Below are 18,455 nucleotides of genomic sequence, written 5' to 3' on the forward strand. Positions count from 1 at the left end.
GCGTGCAAATAGTTCAGGCGCGGTCAGCTTCGCTGTGCTGAAGGCAACGCTAAATATCCCAACTTAGCAAACCGCCGAGTAATGTCTTGAATATGTTCATGCACACCGAAGATCTCTTGAATTACGAGAACAATCGGAAAGTTGCTGCCAGTCGCAGGAGCAGATCGATAAGCGGGAATTGTTCCATCTTTAACAGGAATGTCGATCGCTCCGGTTACTAAGCTTTCTGAATCTGTTTTGAGCGTTGCGCCTGAAATGGGTTGGACAGCAAGGGCAAACCCTGTTGCAAGTGTGGCTGTTGTCATAAATTTGCGACGAGTAATCGGTTTCATTGTGCCTGTTCTTTAAACAGTGAGCCGCCAAGTGTACTGAAGAAGAAAGAGTAAAACCTCTATCTAAAAAACTAATTAGATTATCTAACATTTCGTTTCAATAATTATGTTGCCTAGAAGACTTGAATTCTCAAAGAGGCTATGCAATACTTCAAAATTATTCTACGGTAACACGACCAACAAACCGGATGATGTTCTGAATTAACCTGTCTGGATCGTTACAGCAAAACTGATTTGAACTTTTAGGACATACGCTATGAGTACCCTACAGCTTTACTTCACCCGGCGTTCTACCTTCTCTCAACGCACTCGCGTTGTTTTGGCAGAAAAAAAGATTGAATTTACTCCAGTTGCAATTGATCTCGCCGATAAGCCTGCTGACTTTCTCAAGATTTCTCGCTACGGGAAAGTACCTGCAATTCAGCATGGCAATGTTGAACTCTATGAGTCTGCGATCGTCAATGAGTATCTTGATGAGGTCTTCCCAGAGCCGCCGCTTCTACCTAGTGATCCAGCACAAAGAGCGATCGCACGCATCTGGATCGACTATGCAAATACTCGATTTGTACCTGCGTTTAATAAACTGCTGCGTGGGCACGATGCTCAAGAACAAGAGCAAGGGCGGAGAGAGTTCACAGAAGCGCTCTTGTATATTGAGCAAGAAGGACTCGGCAAACTCTCGAACAATGGCACTTACTGGCTAGGAGAGCAATTTAGCTTAGTCGATATTAGCTTCTATCCGTGGTTTGAACGGTTGCCTCTGCTCAATCATTTCCGCAAGTTTGAACTTCCAACAGAAACTCCTCGACTGCAAGCCTGGTGGAAAGAAGTGCAGAATCGTCCTTCTATCCAATCAGTTGCTAATTCTCCTGAATACTACATTGAAAGCTTCACGAAGATTTTAGGCCAACCCACTGTAGTCGGCGCAGTTCAAAAGTAGGAAAGATCCTGTATGAGTAACAGTCAGCTTCTAGATAGACTCCAAGTTGATGAACTTCCTCAAATTGAGACAAGTTTGAACTACTTGATTCCGATGACGCAAAAACCTGTTTACTATGTTCAGGAAACGCCAGCCGGACAGCCGCAACATAGTGGATCGTTTGAGGCACGACAAGTAGTCATCCAGAATGCGCGATCGCTCTCGAACTTATCTATCGATCGAGAAGGCTTTCAACTCGTTCATCATCACAGTTCTGTTCAGAATTTCTACGACGATGAAGCCGTTCGCTGCATTTACTATCCTGAAGCTGAAAAGCTGTTAACAGTCTTGACAGGCGCGTTCAAAGTCGTTGTGTTTGATCACAATGTTCGGAATGCACAACGGGCACAACGTCATGAAGACAATGCCAAAGAGCCTGTGAAGCGTGTTCACAACGATTTCACAGCAAAATCTGGTTATAGCCGTGCCAGGCTTGAGCTAGCGGCGCGAGGCGTTGAGAACATTGATGAATTGCTTCAGCATCGATTCAGTGTAGTGAATGTTTGGCGACCGATCTCTGCCCCTGTACAAGAATCTCCGATCGCAGTTTGTGACGCGCAGAGTCTTGCCTTGACAGATCTCGTTCCACTTAATTTGGTGTACCGCGATCGCATAGGCGAAACTTACGCGATTACCTACAACTCCTTGCATCGTTGGTTCTACTTCCCACAGCAACAGCAACACGAAGTTCTACTGATCAAATGCTTTGATTCCGCAGAAGATGAGCGAGCAAGATTCACTGCTCACAGTGCATTCGACGATCCCACAAGTCCAGTCGATGCACCTTCTCGCGAAAGTATTGAACTGCGAACTTTCATTTTCTATCCCTCATAATCTAGGAGCAAATTGACGAGATGAGCGCAAGAAAACAACTGAGATTAGGCGCTTTTTTGATGAGTTCTGGGCATCACTTAGCAGCATGGCGACACCCAGATGCCAAGGCCGATGGCGGTCTTAGTTTTGAACATTTTAAGCAAGTTGCACAAACCGCAGAGCGCGGAAAATTTGACATGATTTTCTTTGCAGATGGGGTTTCAGTCCGCGGTAGCTCCGCTTCACGTAGTGTTCGCGGAAACATCAATGCACTCAGTCGAGCAGGACACGTCGCCCATTTTGAACCACTGACGTTACTGTCTGCTCTCTCAGTTGTCACAGAACGAATCGGTCTAGCTGCAACGGTTTCAACCACCTACAATGAACCCTACCATCTCGCTCGCAAATTCGCTTCATTAGACTATCTCAGTGGTGGTCGAGCAGGCTGGAATCTGGTCACTTCTGCGACGAATGCCGAAGCAAAAAACTTCAACATGAATTCAGCACAATGAATGTTGTGGATGCTCAAGATGTCATGTTGCGTAGCGTTTCAATGTTCAACGCGAGTTTTTTCCCGAGCCATAGCGCATGAGCGGTATGATCAGCAACATCATCTCCTGTTGTTGGATGCACTAAGATGTCTAATCCTTCACGATTGAGCATCAGCCATGAAACAATCTCACCAAACTGCTCTGGAGCAAACAACACCTGATACATCGATTGCGGGTGAGGTCCTACATTTGCATCATGCCAGCGTCCCAGTTGGACTTCAAAGCGATCGCTCAATCCTTGCCGCACTCGTGCAGCTGCCTCACGACTCTCTGGATTAAAGTAAACATGCGCATGGAAATCTTTGATCTCAGTCATAAGTTATTGAATAGTCAGAACGTTATTCATCAGATAAACCTAGCAAAGGTTCCTCAAAAATCTCATTCAGTAATCCCAAAGCTTCATCAATTTGAGCCACTTGTTCTGCGGTCAAGCTACTGAGCAAATCTGTAATGTAAGCGCGAGTTTGAGCGCGAGTCTGATATAGATGCTGCTTACCTTCCTCGGTCAAATTGAGTACAACTCTGCGGCGTTCTTCTGGGTTGTCATACCGCTCAACATAATTCCGCTGGACGAGCCTTTCTGTATTTGCCGATGCGGTAGCACGAGTTACTCCCAAATGTTCTGCAAGTTCAGATAACGATGCGCCGGGAGTACGATCGAGAAATGCCAGTGTTCGGAACTGCGGAACAGAGAGTTCAGTACTCTTTCGTGCCCGCATATCTGCCCGGAGACAACGCATCACTAATGGAATAACCTCCACTACCTTAGAGGCGCACTGCTCCGAAATCTTTTTCCGAGACAACTTTTTGGCTCCCATGCAACCGACACGCTCCAAATCGCTAACACAAATACGCTCAGAGTGCCATTGTACTGTATCGCCAGGATCTAAATCCACGGAGTACGTATCAGCGTCCCTGAGAGCGTCAGCGCTGGAGAATCCAAAATCTGAATTTCAATTCAAATCTTGGTGAATTTTGCAGAATCTCATCTGTATCTCTTCTATCACAAACACACTCCAACAATTAGAAACACAAATCATCAGAATTACAGATATTTTGTCTTTTAAATACTTTTTTCTCCTTGGTAACTATGCGATACTTCGCACAATCTACGGTGAGTTGATTGATTTAAGTAGTACTGTAGCAATCTAGCATACCCTATGAAACAGATGTGATGCCTTGTAGCTGTTAGTCTGCCCCAATTTCATAGATAAGTTAGGTTGCTATTTTTCTTAATTTTTTTCAGAAAGGAATACCGACGCATCAACTTGCTGAAATTTCTACAATACCGTGAGGTTCACCTTCATACCTCAAGCTATCCTATTATGACACTTGCTCCTGATCTGTCTTCAACTAAAACTTCTCTGTTACGCGATCGCTATGGAACAGCATTCGATTTAGATGCTCCTTGGAGTCGAACTTTATCTGACCTGTTCTCTCATCGCTCAACCCGAGCTTATCTTTCTAAATCGCTACCATCAGATACTCTAGAACTCCTAGTTGCAGCAGCACAATCGGCAGCAACCTCCTCGAATCTACAGACTTGGAGTGTTATTGCAATCACAGATCAAGCTCGTAAAGAACGATTCGCTCAACTTGCAGGCGGACAATCTCATATTCAGCAATGTCCATTGTTTCTGGTCTGGGTAGCAGATCTAGCACGACTTGCTTATATTGCTGAAAATCGCGGGCTACCTCACGAAGGGTTGAACTATCTAGAAATGTTTTTGATGGCTTCGATCGATGCGAGTCTTGCGGCTCAAAATGCTGTCATCGCAGCAGAATCGCTCGGCTTGGGAACAGTCTACATTGGTGCATTGCGAAATCAACCGGAAGCAGTTGCAGCAGAACTTCATTTACCGAAGCATGTCTTTGCTGTATTCGGGTTGTGTGTTGGTTATGCTGATCCTGAAAAGCCAGCCGCGATTAAGCCTCGTTTGCCACAGGAAGCTGTTCTGCATCAGGAGCAGTACAGTTTAGAGATTCAAAACGAAGCGATCAAGCACTATGACGAAACGATGACTCGCTTTTACGCAGAGCAGCAGATGAATACGCCTGGAAATTGGTCACAGCATTCTGTCGATCGCATTGCGACTCCAGAATCGCTGCGAAATCGCGCTCAACTGCGTGAGTTTCTGAATAATTTAGGGTTTGAGCTACGTTAATTTAGAGGTTTTTCAGATGGTTACTACCTACGATCCGACTTTATTTCAGGGCGCAGCTTCGTATTATGTGCGCTATCGATCTCGCTATCCTCAAAGTCTATTTGATCGAATCGCCGATCACTTTCAACTCAGCCCTCAAGAACGCCTGTTAGATCTTGGCTGTGGAGCAGGATTAGTTGCTATTCCATTTAGCGATCGCTTCCGGGAAGTCGTTGCAATTGATCCCGATGCTGACATGCTCAAAGAAGCTCAGGCAGAAGCAAAAAGAACAGGGGTCAATAACATTCGCTGGATTCACGATCGCGCAGAATCGATTTCTGAAGAACTTGGTCAATTTCGACTGGCAACATTTGGGCGATCGTTTCACTGGATGCAGCGAGAACTCGTTGCGGAAAAATTGCGATCTCTGCTCACTGATGATGGCGGAATTGTCATTCTCAAAACGGGCGATGATCCCTGGAATAGTCAGCTACCTTGGAAGAAAACAGCAATTTCTGTAGTCAAGCGATGGCTTGGAGATCAGCGGCGCACAGGGCAAGCAGGACAGGGCACCTGGAAATCTCTAGACGTGCCTCATGATGTGGTGTTAGAGACAGCAGGATTTACACAGCACACTACGATCGAAGTCACTTTTGAGAAAACTTGGACAGTGGATTCGTATTTAGGTTATCTCTATTCAACCGCGTTCGCACTTCCTTCTTTTTTTGGGGAGAACCGCGAAGAGTTTGAGGCAGATCTCAAAAAATCATTGCTTGAGATTGAATCATCTGGCAACTTCACTGAAGTACTATCTGCTGCTGCACTGATTGCGCAAAAAAGTAAGTAATTCGTCTTCAATCATCTATCTTGGAGTTTGTACAATGAGATCAAGAATTAAGATCCATCGTCGCCAGTTTGTTCGCATTGTGCTGCCTGGTTTAGTCGGAGTTTCAACCGCAGTATTGGGCAGTTGTGGCAAGCCAGCTTCGACTGTCTCTAGTTCTCCAAATGCAGCAACTAATATTGCTGCCAACAGTGGCTCTAGCATCGGCTCTGGAATCAAAACGAAGGTACTTCGCCTAGGCTTTCAGCAAGCAGGAGACTTAGTAAAAGTTACCGGGGTCTTAGAGAAACGATTAGAGCCATTGGGTGTCAAAGTTGAGTGGGCACAATTTGTCCAAGGTCCACAACTCATGGAAGCAATGAATGTGGATAAGATCGACTTAGGATCAGTTGGTGAAACGCCGCCTATTTTTGCTCAAGCAGCAGGAGCACAAATCGTTTATGTTGTCGGCTCAAAAACCACGCCCCAAACCGGAAAAAGCAGTATTATCGCTGTTCCGCCGGAGTCTCCCATCCAAAAAATTGAAGATATCAAAGGACAAGAAGTTTATTTTCAGAAAGCTTCAGCCTCTCACTACTTTATCTTGGTCGCACTAAAAGAAGCAGGACTAAGCATCAAAGATATCAAAGTCAGAAGTATCCCCAATGTAGAAGCACGAGCCGCATTTATTGAAGGTAAAGTACCGGTGTGGGTGTCGGGTGATCCTCACTACGCGATCGCAGAAAAGCTCGGTCGAATTCGGGTGCTTCGAGATTCCGTCGGAACGAACTCGCCCGGTGGTTACTATGTCGGTCGGCGAAAGTTTGCTGAGGAAAATCCTGAATTGCTTAAGATTGTCATTGAAGAGATTGACAAAATTGAGCAGTGGGCAGAGGCAAATCGAACCGATGCAGCTAAGCTCATTGCACCCGAACAAAAACTTGATTTAGATGTCATGCAGAAAGTGATTGATCGGCGCACATTTGGACGCAGAGCGATTAGCCCAGACCTGATTAGGGATCAGCAACGTGTCGTCGATGTGTTCTTTGAAAATGCGTTGATTCCTAAGAGGGTCAATGTTCAAGATGCATTGTTACCCTCTGATCTCTATGCTGCAATCACGCCACAAAACATTAGCCAACGCTAAGAATAGCAAGCTAGACATTGCGAGTTCTGGGTAGAGCTTTGAAGAAATTGAATCTCAGCTGTCGCTGCACTCTGGTAAAGGTTTTGGACAAGTTTAGAGCAAATTGATTAAAAACTCCGGTTTAACGGTAGATTTTTCGGTGTTTGATGGCTGTTTATGAGAGAATGGCGTGAGAATACACTTTTCACGCCTTTGTTGAATGACTCCTTTTGAGAAGAGTCAACAACATAAGCTCTTTATGACACGAGGATCAATCTATGAAACTCAGCACTTGGACAGCAAGAATTTTCGCAATGTTGGCAACTTTCACGGTGTTTTCAGCGCTTGCTCAGAGCGGGGTCGCAATTTTTCTCTTTTCCCCTGGCTTCACGCTCCACATCTCTAATCTTCCCCAAGTCCAGATCGCTAGTTGCTATCCTACAGAGCCAGAACCGAGTCCCTCTCCTACTCCGAGTCCTGCTCCGGCTCCAAAATTTCAGCTTGTATAGATTTAGCAGGATTGACCTATGAGCAGTGTTGAACTTTCTCTACCTCGCTCGTCGCAACCTCGCCCACAGCGGTTAGGCGTGCTGGTAATTTTAGCGATCGCAGTTGCCGCTGCAATCGGACTGACTTTGTTTGGATGGCGGCAGAGCGTTTTATTTCTGATTGGTGGATTGTTTGGAATCAGCTTGTATCATGCAAGTTTCGGTTTTGCTTCTGCTTATCGGAGACTCTTTGTTTATGGCGATGTGAATGGAGTCTTGTCTCAAGTTTTGATGCTTGCGATCGCGACTGTGTTGTTTGTACCGTTCCTCGCAACTGGGTCTTTCTTGGGACAACCGATTGAAGGAGCCGTTGCACCCGTTGCTGTTCAAGGCGCGATTGGAGCATTTCTATTTGGGATTGGAATGCAATTAGGGAGCGGGTGCGCTTGTGGAACGCTATACACGATCGGGGGTGGCAGTAGCGGTATGGTGTTGACATTGCTGACATTTGGAATTGGTTCTTTCTGGGCAAGTCTCACTGGAGGTGTTTGGGCAGGATTGCCGAGATTGAATCCAATTTCTTTGGTTAACACTTGGGGTTGGGCTGGTGGTGCAATTCAGCTCGCAGTCTTGGGATTGATTGCGTTTGTGCTTTGGAAGCGACGGGATACGACTCCGTCTGTGCAGCGATCGCTCTCATTGCTGTATGGTCCTTGGTCGTTGGTTTGGGGCGCGATCGCGCTTGCTGTTCTAAACTGGTTGACGCTGCTTGTTGCTGGAAGACCTTGGGGCGTGACCTGGGGCTTTACGCTCTGGACAGCGAAGATCGCTCAATTCTTAGGGTGGAATCCAGCAGCGAGTGCATTTTGGAGTAAAGGATTTGGAGCAGACGCTTTACAAAAAAGTGTCTTCGCAGATCCAATTTCTGTGACTAATTTCGGTGTGATTCTAGGAGCCGCACTCGCAGCAACTTTAGCAGGAAAGTTAGCAGTTAAAAAACCTCAATCAAGGTTAGCGATCGCGGCTGCGTTGATCGGCGGTTTGATGATGGGCTATGGTGCAAGGCTTGCATTTGGTTGTAATGTTGGTGCTTACTTTGGCGGGATTGCATCAACTAGCTTACATGGTTGGCTTTGGATTGTGTTTGCGCTCTTGGGGACGGGAATTGGCGTGAAGGTGCGATCGCTGTTTCAACTCTCAAATTAATCATGCGATGGATTGTCCTGTTGGCGATGATATTAGGCTTGTTGATAGCTCCGGCAGGTAGCTTTCTGCCTGGTGCTCACCACAGGACAAGTCACACCATTTCTACAGGTTCAGTGCTTGCCCAGTACTATTTTAATCAAGGATTATTCTTTGCTTACGGTTTCAATTATGCAGAAGCTTATCGATCGTTTCAGACCGCTGTAAAGCTCGATTCTCATTGTGCGATGTGCTACTGGGGAATGGCTTATGTGTTGGGTTCAAATATCAATACTGAAATGCCAACAGATCGAATGCCACTCGCTTGGGAAACGGTGCAGAAAGCGGTTTCACTCCAAAATACAGTTACTTTAGCAGAACGGACATATATTCAAGCATTATCAAAGCGATATACAGCTAGTTTGAACTACGATCGCGCTTCTCTCAATCTTGCTTATGCCAATGCAATGCGCGAAGTTGCTCAGAGCTATCCGGCTGATTTAGATGCCGCAACACTCTTCGCTGAAGCTTTGATGGATACTACGCCTTGGAACTATTGGCAGAACAATGGCAAGCCAAAACCAGAGGGGCAAGAAATTTTTGACACACTGCAATCCGTTCTAGAACAAGATCGCAACCACATCGGAGCATTACATTTCTACATTCATGCAGTAGAAGAAAAGCATCCAGAACTCGCGATCGCGGTTGCGGATCGACTGCGAGATTTACATCTTCCGCTTGGGCATCTCGTTCATATGCCGTCTCACATTTATCTAAGGGTTGGGCGCTATCAAGACGCAGTCAGAAGTAATCAAGACGCGATCGCAGTTGACCAAAAAACACGAACGCAGAATGGAATTTACCGATTTGCTTACATGCCGCACAATCAGCACTTTCTCTGGTACGCGGCTACACTTGCCGGAGAACAACAAATCGCGCTTCAAGCTGCGGAACAGACTGCAAAACTTGTTGATCCCGATTTGCTACGAAAACCAGGTTATGGAACCTTGCAACACTATTTGTCAATTCCTCTGTATGCTTGGGTCAAATTTGGACAATGGAATAAAATTCTTGTTCAACCTGCTCCTGAAGCTGATTTAGCTTATCCTAAAGGCGTTTGGCACTATGCGCGAGGATTAGCATGGGCACATCAAAGAGAGTTTCAGAAAGCAGAAGCAGAGCTAGAACAATTGAGAGCGATCGCATCAAGTCCAGTCCTAAATGGCGTAACAATTTGGGATGTGAACACTACGGCGGATTTGCTAGAAATTGGGTCGGAAGTTTTAGCAGCAGAGGTTGCGGCAAGACGGGGAGAGATTGAGCCAGCGATCGAATGGTTGAGAGGCGCGATCGCGAAAGAAGATCAACTTACCTATGATGAGCCTGCGCCTTGGCATTCTCCAGTGCGGCAATCGTTGGGTGCTTTGTTGCTGGAGCAGAAGCGATCGGTAGAAGCAGCACAAGTATTTCGAGAAGATTTGGCAATTTATCCGAATAATGTTTGGTCGCTTCAAGGATTGGCACGTAGTTTGAAGTGAATGGTGATTTAAGGTATCGTGACCGCTGCGTATATCATGAAAGCATCAACCAGAGCCGTGGAAGTTGAAACCTCGCCATGACACAGGCACTCGAACAGCGAATCTATACTCCTGAAGAGTATCTTAAGCTTGAACTGGCTTCTGAGACTCGCAGCGAATACCGCAATGGAGACATAATTCCGATGACCGGAGGGACTCCTGATCACAATGAGTTAGCAATTAACCTCGCATCCTTGCTGAAATCTACTCTGCGAGGAAAGCCTTATCGCATTTTTGCGACAGATCAACGGCTTTGGATTCCTGCTCGCAATCTCTACACTTATCCTGATGTAATGGTGACTGAAAAGCCTTTACAACTTCAAACCGGGCGAACTGATACGGTGATTAATCCCTGCTTCATCGCTGAAGTGCTATCTAAATCAACACAAGATTATGATCACGGGGACAAGTTTTCTGCTTACCGCACGATCGAGAGTTTCGGCGAATATTTGATGATTGACCAATACAGCGTTCACATCGAACACTACGTTAAAACGGCTGCCCATCAATGGCTACTCTCTGAATATGATGATCCGAGTGTCACGTTGACTTTGAGAACGTTTGACATTCAAATCCAAATCGCTGCGCTTTATGAAAATATTGAGTTCGATCGTTGAGTAAACTTAAGCACCAGCTTTGGAATCTCAAATGCGAAGTGAACGAGAAGCCTATGAGCAGGGTTGAGGCACCTATGGAAGATAAACTCCGTTCAGAGTATGACTTGAAAGCGCTGCGGGTGAGAAGATTGGGTTCTGGGCGTAAGAGTTTTGGTGGAACAACGGTGCGTTTAGAGCCAGATGTGGCAGAGATGTTTCCTGATGCAGATTCTGTTAATGAGGCTTTACGATTTCTCATTCGAGTGATGCAACAGAATCAGCCTCCAGTTGGAACACAAGTTAATCCTGAAATCACCGAATAACAACCCTGAATCGCGATCGAATGTGGTGAATTCCAAACCGCAGAGTGTCTGATTGCGATCGCACTATCCAGCAACCCGCCGCCAGAAATTGCGGAAGAACTCAAGGATTTATTCATCCAAATTAATTTAAACCAATATTTGAAGCGTCAAGGTATCGACCTTGATATCAATGAATTGCGGGAGTTGGTCAATCAATAGAGTAGAATTCCCAATAAAGCAATCTGACCTCAGGAAACCAGAACGACAAAGTTAATCAGGAGTGGTGCAACTTAGATCGTTAATTGGCTATAAAGATAACCAAAAGTGCGTACAGTGAAGATATGGCAGTATCAGTTTTCTACTCATGGCAAAGTGAACTTCCTGAAGCTGCCAATCGTTATTTCATTCGAGATGCTCTGAAAAGAGCGATGCGTAATATTCAAGAAGATTACGGACTTGATGAGCGTCCGGAGGTGGATCATGATACAAAAGGGATACCAGGACTACCAGATATAGTACATACAATCTTTTCAAAAATTGAGGCTAGTTCTGCTTTTGTTGCTGATGTATCTTTTACGTCTGAATCAGTTAACAAAAGGCGTTGTGCAAATGCTAATGTTCTTATTGAACTTGGATTTGCGCTGCACTCGCTTGGTGACGAGCGGCTGATCTTAGTGATGAATGAAGCTTTTGGAAGTCCAAAAGATCAAATGCCCTTCAATCTTGCTGCACGTCGTTGGCCAATTACATTCACCCTACATACGGATGCGGATAAGCAAACTTGTAAAAAGGTTTATGAAGAACTTGTATCCAAGCTGTCCACAGCACTTAAAACAATGGCAGATAGCGGTGTTCTATTTTCAACTCCTGCTACAAGTTCATCAGTAAAATCTGATCGGCTGCTATTTGCTAAACTTTTGGAGCAGTTTCCCCCAAGCGGCAACACAGGATATTTTCTTCGTGATTGGGATCTTGCAAATGCATTTCCTTACGAATGGTTGAGAGAAGTTGATTGTTTTATTGACAACTGGAGTAATCCTTTACATGAGTTTCTAGATTCTAAGCTTGAGGGTAAACGCACAGACTTTATGAAGAAGTTAACCTTATTCCGATCTGAACTTAGTCTTAATGGGTGGAGATCAGGAAGTGATAGCGATATCTTTTCTATGGAACTAGATGAATTCAATGACACACATCCTCGTTGGAAGAAGAGAGATGAACTCAATGCTATGGCAACAGCAGCATATGAGGCATACCAAGATCTTATTCGAGCCTTACAAGCTCGGCTCGGTTCCGTGGAGGTCAACTAACAAACGGTTGCAAAAGATGGCTAACCTATGAACTTCCTGATTTATCCTCGTACCTGTCCATTCTGCGTTGCCTCGATCGATACGTATCCCATCTTTCCCACCACAAAATATTCTTGATTGCATACCAAAATACGATCGCGCATCTCAACCATTTGAGCAGTTGACCAGAATCGCTCGTTCTCCCAAATTGGTAGAAGTTGAGGATCTAAATAATTTTCATGCTAAATGCCAAGCAGTATTAGGATGATCTAAGCTAGTCATAGATCAAGTACAACAAACAAGAAAAGTCTTAGAATCTATTAATCTTGTCCCGTTATGGAAACAAAGCCCATTACCATTCATGTCAATTCAGAAGCAGCTCATATCTTTGAAACCGCGTCTGAAGAGCAGCAGCGGAAGTTTGAGGCATTACTCAGCCTAAAGCTAACTCAGGCAACTCGCGAAAAGAGGACACTCGAAGAAGTCATGGATGACATCAGCCAAAAAGCTCAGGAGCGAGGATTGACCCCGGAAATTTTGGACTCAATTTTGAATGAGTAGTAAAGCACGATACGTTTTCGATACGAATGTGATTGTGAGTTCCTTACTCTTCAAGAACAGCAATCCCTCGAAAGCATTTCGTTACGCTTTGCAACATGGAGAAGTTCTTTTGTCGCTCGAGCTATTAGAAGAACTTAGCGATGTGCTTGGACGAGAGAAATTTGATCGTTTTATAACCAGTGAAGAGCGAGACGAATTCTTGGAAACATTTGTTGAGCGAGCAACGCTGATTGAGGTGATTGAGAGAGTGCAGGAATGCCGCGATCCGAAGGACGACAAGATTCTAGAACTGGCATTGAATGGACAAGCAGAATATATTGTCAGTGGCGATAAAGATTTGCTTGTGCTGAATCCATTCCGTGAGGTAAACATAGTGACCGTAGAGGAGTTTGTAAGAATCTTTCAGATTGATTGAGCGATTCCAGCGGCACTATGATTCCGTTGCATACTCCTGCTTACCCTCGTACCTGTCCATTCTACGTTGCCTCGATCGGTAAAAATCCACCCGCTTGCATTCTCCACAATTTGTAGTAAGCACCCTTCCGATTCAGCAAAGCGTCATGCGTTCCATCTTCAATGATGCGACCTTGATCAAACACCAAAATGCGATCGAGATGCGCGATCGTAGACAGCCGATGCGCCACCACAATCACCGTTTTATTATCCATCGCTAAATCCAGCGTCTCCTGAATAGCTTTCTCGGTAATTGAATCCAAACTCGAAGTCGCCTCATCCAAAATCAGGATCGGAGCATCTTTGAGAATCACTCGGGCTATAGCAATTCGCTGCCGCTGTCCCCCTGATAATTTAACGTCCCGTTCCCCCACCAAAGAATCATATCCCTCTGGCATCGGCACAATAAAATCATGGGCATGAGCTTTCCGCGTCGCGTCGATCACCTCTGCTTCCGTTGCATCCAAACGCCCATAGCGAATGTTCTCCCGCAACGTGCGGTGAAACAACGAAGGATCTTGAGGAATCAGACTAATCTGCGCGTGCAAAGCATTCTGGGTCATGTCCCGAATATCCACACTATCAATCAAAACCTGTCCTGCTTGCGGATCAAACAACCGCAAAATCAGATTCACAAAAGTCGATTTTCCAGACCCAGAAAAGCCCACCAGCCCAACCCGTTCTCCCGGTTGAATCGTAATCGAGAGATTATCGAATACGGGCTTCTCTGGCGAATAGCTAAACTGCACCTGCCGAAACTCAATCTGACCTTGAATGGTTGGCGCGATCGCTGTGTCTCGATCGATAATCTCGTGCGGTTGAACGATCGTAGAAACGCCATTGATCACATTGCCAATATGCTCAAAAAATTCCAGAAATCGCTTGCTCAAATTTCGAGCTTCACTAATGATCAACAGCGACAAACTCGTTGCCACCACAAAATCAGCCGCCGCAATCTTGCCCTGACTCCAGAGCGAGAGCGAATAGTAAAGCGTTCCAATTTTCAAAACCGCAGCAGAGATAAACTGAAACCAGCGAATCCGCTCAGAATACCAATTAGACTTTCTCACCTCGATTAGTTCTCGCCGTAATTGCTCATTCAAATAACGGCGTTCAAACCCCAGACGCGCAAAAAGCTTAGTGCTAACCAGATTCGTCACCGCATCGACAATCATCCCAGTTGTTTCACTTCGAGCCGCTGCCGCACCACGAGCATAGATTCGGCAACGAGTCGCAAGCCAGAAGGAAATCCCAATAAACGCAACTGCCCACACTCCAACAAATGCCGCGAGAGGCGGATAGGCACGATAGAGCAACACAACAGCAACAACATATCCCACAATCACAGGCAAAAATTCTGTGATTGCCATTTGCATCGTCTGCGTTACGCCTAAGGAAGTTTCACTAATCCGATGCGCCAACGCTCCAGAAAAACTACTACTGAGATACCGATGAGAATGCTGTTGCAAATAGGCATAGAGCGATCGAACAATATGTTGACGATGAACCGGATGGAGAATGGTTTGCAACAGTCCCGTAGCTCGTCCGAATACGACTTCTCCCACGCTCAACGCGGCAAATAGCATCAGCGGTTGTCTCACCGTCTCAAAGATCAGTTGGCTATCTCCCGTCGATCGCGTCACACTGCGAATAATTTCCCCGATCGCATAAGGCAACATGATGCCACAAGTGGAATGGATGATTTCCAGCATCACCATTGCCACATACCACCAGCGAAACTGATTGACAAAATAGCAAATGAATCGAAACGCGGTAGTCGGTAAAGGGGGCGCTTCCGTAGCCCTTTGGAATGGTTGAGCAGAACGAGAATGTTTGAGGAAAGAACGGCGACTTGCAAAGCGAGAAAAGGCAACGCGGCGGTTCAATGCAGACTCTCCCTAGTTGTTGTCAAACTGTTGCAGAATGGCAGGAATCTCATTCAGATTGTCAATGGTGGCATCGGCAGTTGGCGTTTCTAACCAATAGAAATCTTGTTTCCAAATCGTTTTCATCCCAACCCCTTTTGCCCCCTCAATATCTGCTTTTGGATGATCCCCAACAAAAACACTGTTTTGGGCAGTGGCTCCTAATCGAGCTAAAGCTCGCGAAAAAATCTCAGGCTCCGGTTTTCTGACTTGCTCAACTTCTGAGATGAGGATGGTATCAAAGTAATCTCGAATTTCCAATCCATCGATCGAACGATTCTGAACATGCCCTAACCCATTGGTCACAATCCCTAACAAGTACCCTTGTAGTTTCAACTGGTACAACGTTTCGGTAAGAAAAGGAAACGGAATACAATGCCACTGAAACTGAGTTTCGTAATCCTCAAGCAAAGCTTGCCAACGAATCGTCTCAATGCCAAATTCTACAACCAGGGCTTGATAAACCTGATCTTTCCAAACTCGACCATGACAGTCTAGCTCAATAAATCGACTTACATAATCCGCTTTAGAGACGTGATTGAAAGAGTGAGAGAGTCGATCGTACTGGGCTGCAATGAACTGCTGAACCGATGCATTGCGATCGAGCAAAGTATCATCCAAATCAAACAGAATTGACTTCACCATTTACCGCACAGCATCCCCTCGACGGTACTCAGCCGTAATGTCATCTAATTTTTGTTTCAAGTTTTCATCCAATTTGACCTTGATCGCTTTAAATCCAGTGGAAAACCAACGAATTCCACCGGATTTAATTCACATCACGTTGCTATGCCGTAACAAAATTCTCTGTGTTCGACTTAGCTTCAATATTGCTCAACTTAGATTCGATCGCGGTTCCCTTAAAGAAGTCAGGATTCGCTTCCGTGTAGAGTCTGTAAGGATTCTCAAACACATAAGCTTTGAAGTCCGCTTCAGAAATCACGCCTTCTTCCACGAGTTCCCAACTTTCTGCCAACGGCAGCGTGATATCGGGTACATCCCAGTGACCCACATCCGAAGAGTAGATCGCATTGATCTTCACACCCAACGGATTCGCTTTATCGTTGAAGGCTGCTGCGATCGTGCGATCGTCAGATTCCGATCCAAAGAAGAAGCTATTCACCCAGCGATCGCGAATATCTTCAACTGTTTCAATACCAGCCGCCGCAAAATCTTCTAGCTCACTGCCAACGGGATCGCGACTATAACGGTTAAACGATGCTCCGAGAACTGTCCGAGTCAACTCTTCTGGACTGAGAGAATAGCCTTGCGTCACTTCACCTCCAAAACGCTCAAACAATTGATAGAGTTCGTTAGAGTTCGTGAGCGCCGGATTATAGTTCTGCAACGCTTTCAGATTGCGTTTCGAGAAGCGATCGACGAGATGAATGTAAACATGAGCGCCCCAATCGGCTCCGCCTTCTAGCATCGCAACGCGCAATTTCGGAAACCGTCGCGTTACTCCACCAAAGAACAATGCTTTTGCAAACGCTTGCGAGCCATCTGCAAAGTGTCCGATGTGATTGTTCATGTAGTTACTGATGGAAGAACGCCCTGTCCAACCTTGGCTTCCATAGTGAGTGGTCACCGGAACACCCAATTCCACAACTTTTGCCCAGAATGGATCGTAGTCGTACTCACTATCCAAACCAAAAAAGTCAGTGTACGAAGCGTACTTGGCAATTTCCGGGAACTGATCCGGCGGATATTTATCTGCGATCGCTTTAATTGGTCGTCTTACACCACCCGGAATATTGATCACTTTCAAGCCCAAAGTGTTCACCGCAAATTCGAGATCCGCGATCGCTTCTTCAGGCGTTGTCATCGTGATTCCAGCCACAGGTGTTAAGCGATCGCTGTACTTGCGATAGATATCTGCATGATAGTGATTAATCGCTTTTTGCAGTGCCTGACGATGCTCAGGTTTGGCTCCTCCTGCTGCTAGCGCATTGTTTGGAAACAGCACAGAATAGTCTGAGCCTTGCTCCGCCTGACGTTCATAAAGCAATTCTGGTAGCGTGTAGGTTGCGAGATCCAGCGTGTTACGCGTGACTCTTGCCCACCAGGGCGCTCTCAAGGTGCGATAGTATTGCCGCTCTTCTGGTGTTTGCTGATACCAATCTTTTCCTTCAATTCTAGAATTCAACCGTGAATTCTCTGCCTTGCGTAACTCGTCTACTAAATGCGAGCCACCATAGTTCGCAATATAATCCTCAAATGCAGGCGTAAAGTCATTGGTATGAACATCGGTGTCAATCACCGGATAATTGAGTTGGGCGCGAATCTTAGCAGAACGAGAAGTATTCAGACGGCTATGCTCAACCATGATTTATTGTCCTCAATTCGTGTTGAGTGAATTACAAGCGAAGTTCACTAAAGCTTGCTTGTAAAGCTTACTCGTCTCTATCTGAAATGTTGTGTAACTTGGATTACAATTGTAAAATAACCTAACATTTAGATTATCTAATTAATCGAGGACGACAATATTGATCAATCTGAAATGACAAGCGCGATCGTTAACCCATCGTAGCCTTTACTTCCAACGGTCTGAATCGTGATCGCTTTGACTCGCGGTTCATCCGCTAAGAGCGTATTGAATCTACGAACGCCCTGAATGTTTTCGTCTGGACTATCCGCTTCAATCACGGCTCCCTTGCGAACAACATTATCAACCACAATCACACTGCCCCGCCGTGCCAACTTCAGTGACCAGGTGAAATACTCTGGAATATTCACCTTATCAGCATCAATGAAGATCAGATCAAAAGGCTCTTGCCCTTCAGTCGCAAGTTTTGGCAATGTTTTGAGCGCGGCGCCAACTCGAATTTCAACAAGCTTTGCTAGACCCGCACGATCGATATTTCCTTGTGCAACCTCAGCATGTTTTGGATTAGCTTCGAGAGTAATTAACTTGCCATCCGCAGGCAGCGCTCTCGCTAGCCAAATCGTGCTATAGCCTGCCAATGTCCCGAATTCTAGAATTCTACGAGCACCTTGAATTTGCGCGAGAATATGTAAAAATTTCCCTTGATTGGGTGCAACATTAATTGTCGGCAGGTTGGCATCGATCGTAGACTGAAGAACTGCATCTAATACCAAATCTCTAAATTCCGGCTACAGATAGTGCCTCTAGAATGGATGCTCGCCCTGTGATTGATGCGATCGTCTCCGGAGACAATGCCTGAAGTTTCTGAGTCATCCACTGTCGCAACTCCTCTAAAGTCTTGGGCAGATGCCAGCGAAACCGCCGCTTGAGATATTGCCAAACCTGCTCAATCGGGTTTAACTCAGGACAATGCGGCGGTTGAAACAGC

The 18,455-nt window shown here is 45.7% G+C and carries 22 protein-coding genes; 14 read left to right on the forward strand and 8 right to left on the reverse strand.

Going from position 1 to position 18,455, the window contains the following annotated elements; genetic code table 11:
* Positions 1-23: 23 nt before the first annotated feature.
* On the reverse strand, positions 24-332 hold the full coding sequence (locus J0L70_RS29310) for a dienelactone hydrolase family protein (protein WP_287456919.1): 309 nt from the start codon (positions 330-332) through the stop codon (positions 24-26).
* 256 nt (positions 333-588) lie between these two features.
* On the opposite strand from J0L70_RS29310, the gene J0L70_RS29315 reads away from it, so the two are divergent.
* Genes J0L70_RS29315 through J0L70_RS29325 form a run of 3 tightly spaced genes read left to right on the forward strand, consistent with a single transcriptional unit; the run spans position 589 to position 2,636 of the window.
* Positions 589-1,272: a glutathione S-transferase family protein gene (locus J0L70_RS29315; RefSeq protein ID WP_287456920.1), complete on the forward strand. Its 684-nt coding sequence runs from the start codon at positions 589-591 to the stop codon at positions 1,270-1,272.
* A gap of 12 nt (positions 1,273-1,284) precedes the next feature.
* A complete protein-coding gene (locus tag J0L70_RS29320) occupies positions 1,285-2,145 on the forward strand; it encodes a CmcJ/NvfI family oxidoreductase (RefSeq protein ID WP_287456921.1) in 861 nt (286 codons plus the stop codon).
* A gap of 20 nt (positions 2,146-2,165) precedes the next feature.
* Complete coding sequence (locus J0L70_RS29325; protein ID WP_287456922.1) at positions 2,166-2,636, forward strand: LLM class flavin-dependent oxidoreductase; 471 nt, start codon at positions 2,166-2,168, stop codon at positions 2,634-2,636.
* A gap of 13 nt (positions 2,637-2,649) precedes the next feature.
* Here the strand turns inward: J0L70_RS29325 and J0L70_RS29330 are convergent, their stop codons facing one another.
* Positions 2,650-2,991 carry a DOPA 4,5-dioxygenase family protein gene (locus J0L70_RS29330; protein ID WP_268179979.1) on the reverse strand — a complete coding sequence of 114 codons (342 nt, stop codon included), beginning with the start codon at positions 2,989-2,991 and terminating at the stop codon, positions 2,650-2,652.
* Between the two features lie 22 nt (positions 2,992-3,013).
* Entirely contained in the window at positions 3,014-3,394 is a 381-nt protein-coding gene (locus J0L70_RS29335; RefSeq protein ID WP_239741233.1) for a MarR family winged helix-turn-helix transcriptional regulator, read from the reverse strand.
* Positions 3,395-4,000: 606 nt separating this feature from the next.
* On the opposite strand from J0L70_RS29335, the gene J0L70_RS29340 reads away from it, so the two are divergent.
* The 11 genes from J0L70_RS29340 (at position 4,001) to J0L70_RS29390 (ending at position 13,178) form a co-directional block, all read left to right on the forward strand.
* Positions 4,001-4,840: an NADPH-dependent oxidoreductase gene (locus J0L70_RS29340; RefSeq protein WP_287456923.1), complete on the forward strand. Its 840-nt coding sequence runs from the start codon at positions 4,001-4,003 to the stop codon at positions 4,838-4,840.
* Between the two features lie 16 nt (positions 4,841-4,856).
* On the forward strand, positions 4,857-5,666 hold the full coding sequence (locus tag J0L70_RS29345; protein ID WP_287456924.1) for a class I SAM-dependent methyltransferase: 810 nt from the start codon (positions 4,857-4,859) through the stop codon (positions 5,664-5,666).
* A 34-nt stretch (positions 5,667-5,700) separates the two neighbouring features.
* Complete coding sequence (locus J0L70_RS29350; RefSeq protein WP_287456925.1) at positions 5,701-6,789, forward strand: aliphatic sulfonate ABC transporter substrate-binding protein; 1,089 nt, start codon at positions 5,701-5,703, stop codon at positions 6,787-6,789.
* A gap of 257 nt (positions 6,790-7,046) precedes the next feature.
* A complete protein-coding gene (locus tag J0L70_RS29355) occupies positions 7,047-7,277 on the forward strand; it encodes a hypothetical protein (RefSeq protein ID WP_287456926.1) in 231 nt (76 codons plus the stop codon).
* An 18-nt stretch (positions 7,278-7,295) separates the two neighbouring features.
* The gene (locus J0L70_RS29360; RefSeq protein ID WP_287456927.1) at positions 7,296-8,462 is read left to right on the forward strand and encodes a YeeE/YedE family protein; all 1,167 of its coding nucleotides are present in this window, start codon (positions 7,296-7,298) and stop codon (positions 8,460-8,462) included.
* Between the two features lie 2 nt (positions 8,463-8,464).
* Entirely contained in the window at positions 8,465-9,976 is a 1,512-nt protein-coding gene (locus tag J0L70_RS29365) for a tetratricopeptide repeat protein (protein ID WP_287456928.1), read from the forward strand.
* A gap of 77 nt (positions 9,977-10,053) precedes the next feature.
* The gene (locus tag J0L70_RS29370; RefSeq protein ID WP_287456929.1) at positions 10,054-10,632 is read left to right on the forward strand and encodes a Uma2 family endonuclease; all 579 of its coding nucleotides are present in this window, start codon (positions 10,054-10,056) and stop codon (positions 10,630-10,632) included.
* Between the two features lie 74 nt (positions 10,633-10,706).
* Positions 10,707-10,934, forward strand: coding sequence for a hypothetical protein (locus tag J0L70_RS29375; protein WP_242044263.1), 228 nt, complete (start codon positions 10,707-10,709; stop codon positions 10,932-10,934).
* A 320-nt stretch (positions 10,935-11,254) separates the two neighbouring features.
* Positions 11,255-12,223: a hypothetical protein gene (locus J0L70_RS29380; protein ID WP_190648380.1), complete on the forward strand. Its 969-nt coding sequence runs from the start codon at positions 11,255-11,257 to the stop codon at positions 12,221-12,223.
* A gap of 315 nt (positions 12,224-12,538) precedes the next feature.
* On the forward strand, positions 12,539-12,763 hold the full coding sequence (locus J0L70_RS29385) for a hypothetical protein (protein WP_190648383.1): 225 nt from the start codon (positions 12,539-12,541) through the stop codon (positions 12,761-12,763).
* Positions 12,756-13,178, forward strand: coding sequence for a putative toxin-antitoxin system toxin component, PIN family (locus J0L70_RS29390; protein WP_190648385.1), 423 nt, complete (start codon positions 12,756-12,758; stop codon positions 13,176-13,178). The genes J0L70_RS29385 and J0L70_RS29390 overlap by 8 nt, the downstream gene beginning before the upstream one ends.
* Before the next feature lie 61 nt (positions 13,179-13,239).
* Here J0L70_RS29390 and J0L70_RS29395 read toward each other — a convergent pair whose 3' ends face one another.
* The 5 genes from J0L70_RS29395 to J0L70_RS29415 form a co-directional block, all read right to left on the reverse strand.
* The gene (locus J0L70_RS29395; protein ID WP_287456932.1) at positions 13,240-15,102 is read right to left on the reverse strand and encodes an ABC transporter ATP-binding protein; all 1,863 of its coding nucleotides are present in this window, start codon (positions 15,100-15,102) and stop codon (positions 13,240-13,242) included.
* A gap of 12 nt (positions 15,103-15,114) precedes the next feature.
* A complete protein-coding gene (locus tag J0L70_RS29400; RefSeq protein ID WP_287456933.1) occupies positions 15,115-15,786 on the reverse strand; it encodes an HAD family hydrolase in 672 nt (223 codons plus the stop codon).
* Between the two features lie 142 nt (positions 15,787-15,928).
* Positions 15,929-17,467 carry an amidohydrolase family protein gene (locus J0L70_RS29405; protein ID WP_287456934.1) on the reverse strand — a complete coding sequence of 513 codons (1,539 nt, stop codon included), beginning with the start codon at positions 17,465-17,467 and terminating at the stop codon, positions 15,929-15,931.
* 164 nt (positions 17,468-17,631) lie between these two features.
* On the reverse strand, positions 17,632-18,240 hold the full coding sequence (locus tag J0L70_RS29410; protein WP_287456935.1) for an O-methyltransferase: 609 nt from the start codon (positions 18,238-18,240) through the stop codon (positions 17,632-17,634).
* Between the two features lie 4 nt (positions 18,241-18,244).
* A partial coding sequence (locus tag J0L70_RS29415) for a transposase (protein ID WP_287456937.1) occupies positions 18,245-18,455 on the reverse strand: 211 nt, incomplete at its 5' end.

Origin of the sequence: Leptolyngbya sp. UWPOB_LEPTO1, from assembly GCF_017302695.1 — a bacterium.
GTDB classification, from domain to species: domain Bacteria; phylum Cyanobacteriota; class Cyanobacteriia; order Leptolyngbyales; family Leptolyngbyaceae; genus Leptolyngbya; species Leptolyngbya boryana.

Coding starts and splice junctions, on each gene's coding strand:
- J0L70_RS29340 (WP_287456923.1), top strand. CDS start 4,001: ATGACACTTGCTCCTGATCTGTCTTCAACTAAAACTTCTCTGTTACGC.
- J0L70_RS29315 (WP_287456920.1), top strand. CDS start 589: ATGAGTACCCTACAGCTTTACTTCACCCGGCGTTCTACCTTCTCTCAA.
- J0L70_RS29345 (WP_287456924.1), top strand. CDS start 4,857: ATGGTTACTACCTACGATCCGACTTTATTTCAGGGCGCAGCTTCGTAT.
- J0L70_RS29330 (WP_268179979.1), bottom strand. CDS start 2,991: ATGACTGAGATCAAAGATTTCCATGCGCATGTTTACTTTAATCCAGAG.
- J0L70_RS29335 (WP_239741233.1), bottom strand. CDS start 3,394: ATGCGGGCACGAAAGAGTACTGAACTCTCTGTTCCGCAGTTCCGAACA.
- J0L70_RS29390 (WP_190648385.1), top strand. CDS start 12,756: ATGAGTAGTAAAGCACGATACGTTTTCGATACGAATGTGATTGTGAGT.
- J0L70_RS29365 (WP_287456928.1), top strand. CDS start 8,465: ATGCGATGGATTGTCCTGTTGGCGATGATATTAGGCTTGTTGATAGCT.
- J0L70_RS29375 (WP_242044263.1), top strand. CDS start 10,707: ATGGAAGATAAACTCCGTTCAGAGTATGACTTGAAAGCGCTGCGGGTG.
- J0L70_RS29355 (WP_287456926.1), top strand. CDS start 7,047: ATGAAACTCAGCACTTGGACAGCAAGAATTTTCGCAATGTTGGCAACT.
- J0L70_RS29400 (WP_287456933.1), bottom strand. CDS start 15,786: ATGGTGAAGTCAATTCTGTTTGATTTGGATGATACTTTGCTCGATCGC.
- J0L70_RS29310 (WP_287456919.1), bottom strand. CDS start 332: ATGAAACCGATTACTCGTCGCAAATTTATGACAACAGCCACACTTGCA.
- J0L70_RS29350 (WP_287456925.1), top strand. CDS start 5,701: ATGAGATCAAGAATTAAGATCCATCGTCGCCAGTTTGTTCGCATTGTG.
- J0L70_RS29385 (WP_190648383.1), top strand. CDS start 12,539: ATGGAAACAAAGCCCATTACCATTCATGTCAATTCAGAAGCAGCTCAT.
- J0L70_RS29370 (WP_287456929.1), top strand. CDS start 10,054: ATGACACAGGCACTCGAACAGCGAATCTATACTCCTGAAGAGTATCTT.
- J0L70_RS29380 (WP_190648380.1), top strand. CDS start 11,255: ATGGCAGTATCAGTTTTCTACTCATGGCAAAGTGAACTTCCTGAAGCT.
- J0L70_RS29320 (WP_287456921.1), top strand. CDS start 1,285: ATGAGTAACAGTCAGCTTCTAGATAGACTCCAAGTTGATGAACTTCCT.
- J0L70_RS29360 (WP_287456927.1), top strand. CDS start 7,296: ATGAGCAGTGTTGAACTTTCTCTACCTCGCTCGTCGCAACCTCGCCCA.
- J0L70_RS29325 (WP_287456922.1), top strand. CDS start 2,166: ATGAGCGCAAGAAAACAACTGAGATTAGGCGCTTTTTTGATGAGTTCT.
- J0L70_RS29405 (WP_287456934.1), bottom strand. CDS start 17,467: ATGGTTGAGCATAGCCGTCTGAATACTTCTCGTTCTGCTAAGATTCGC.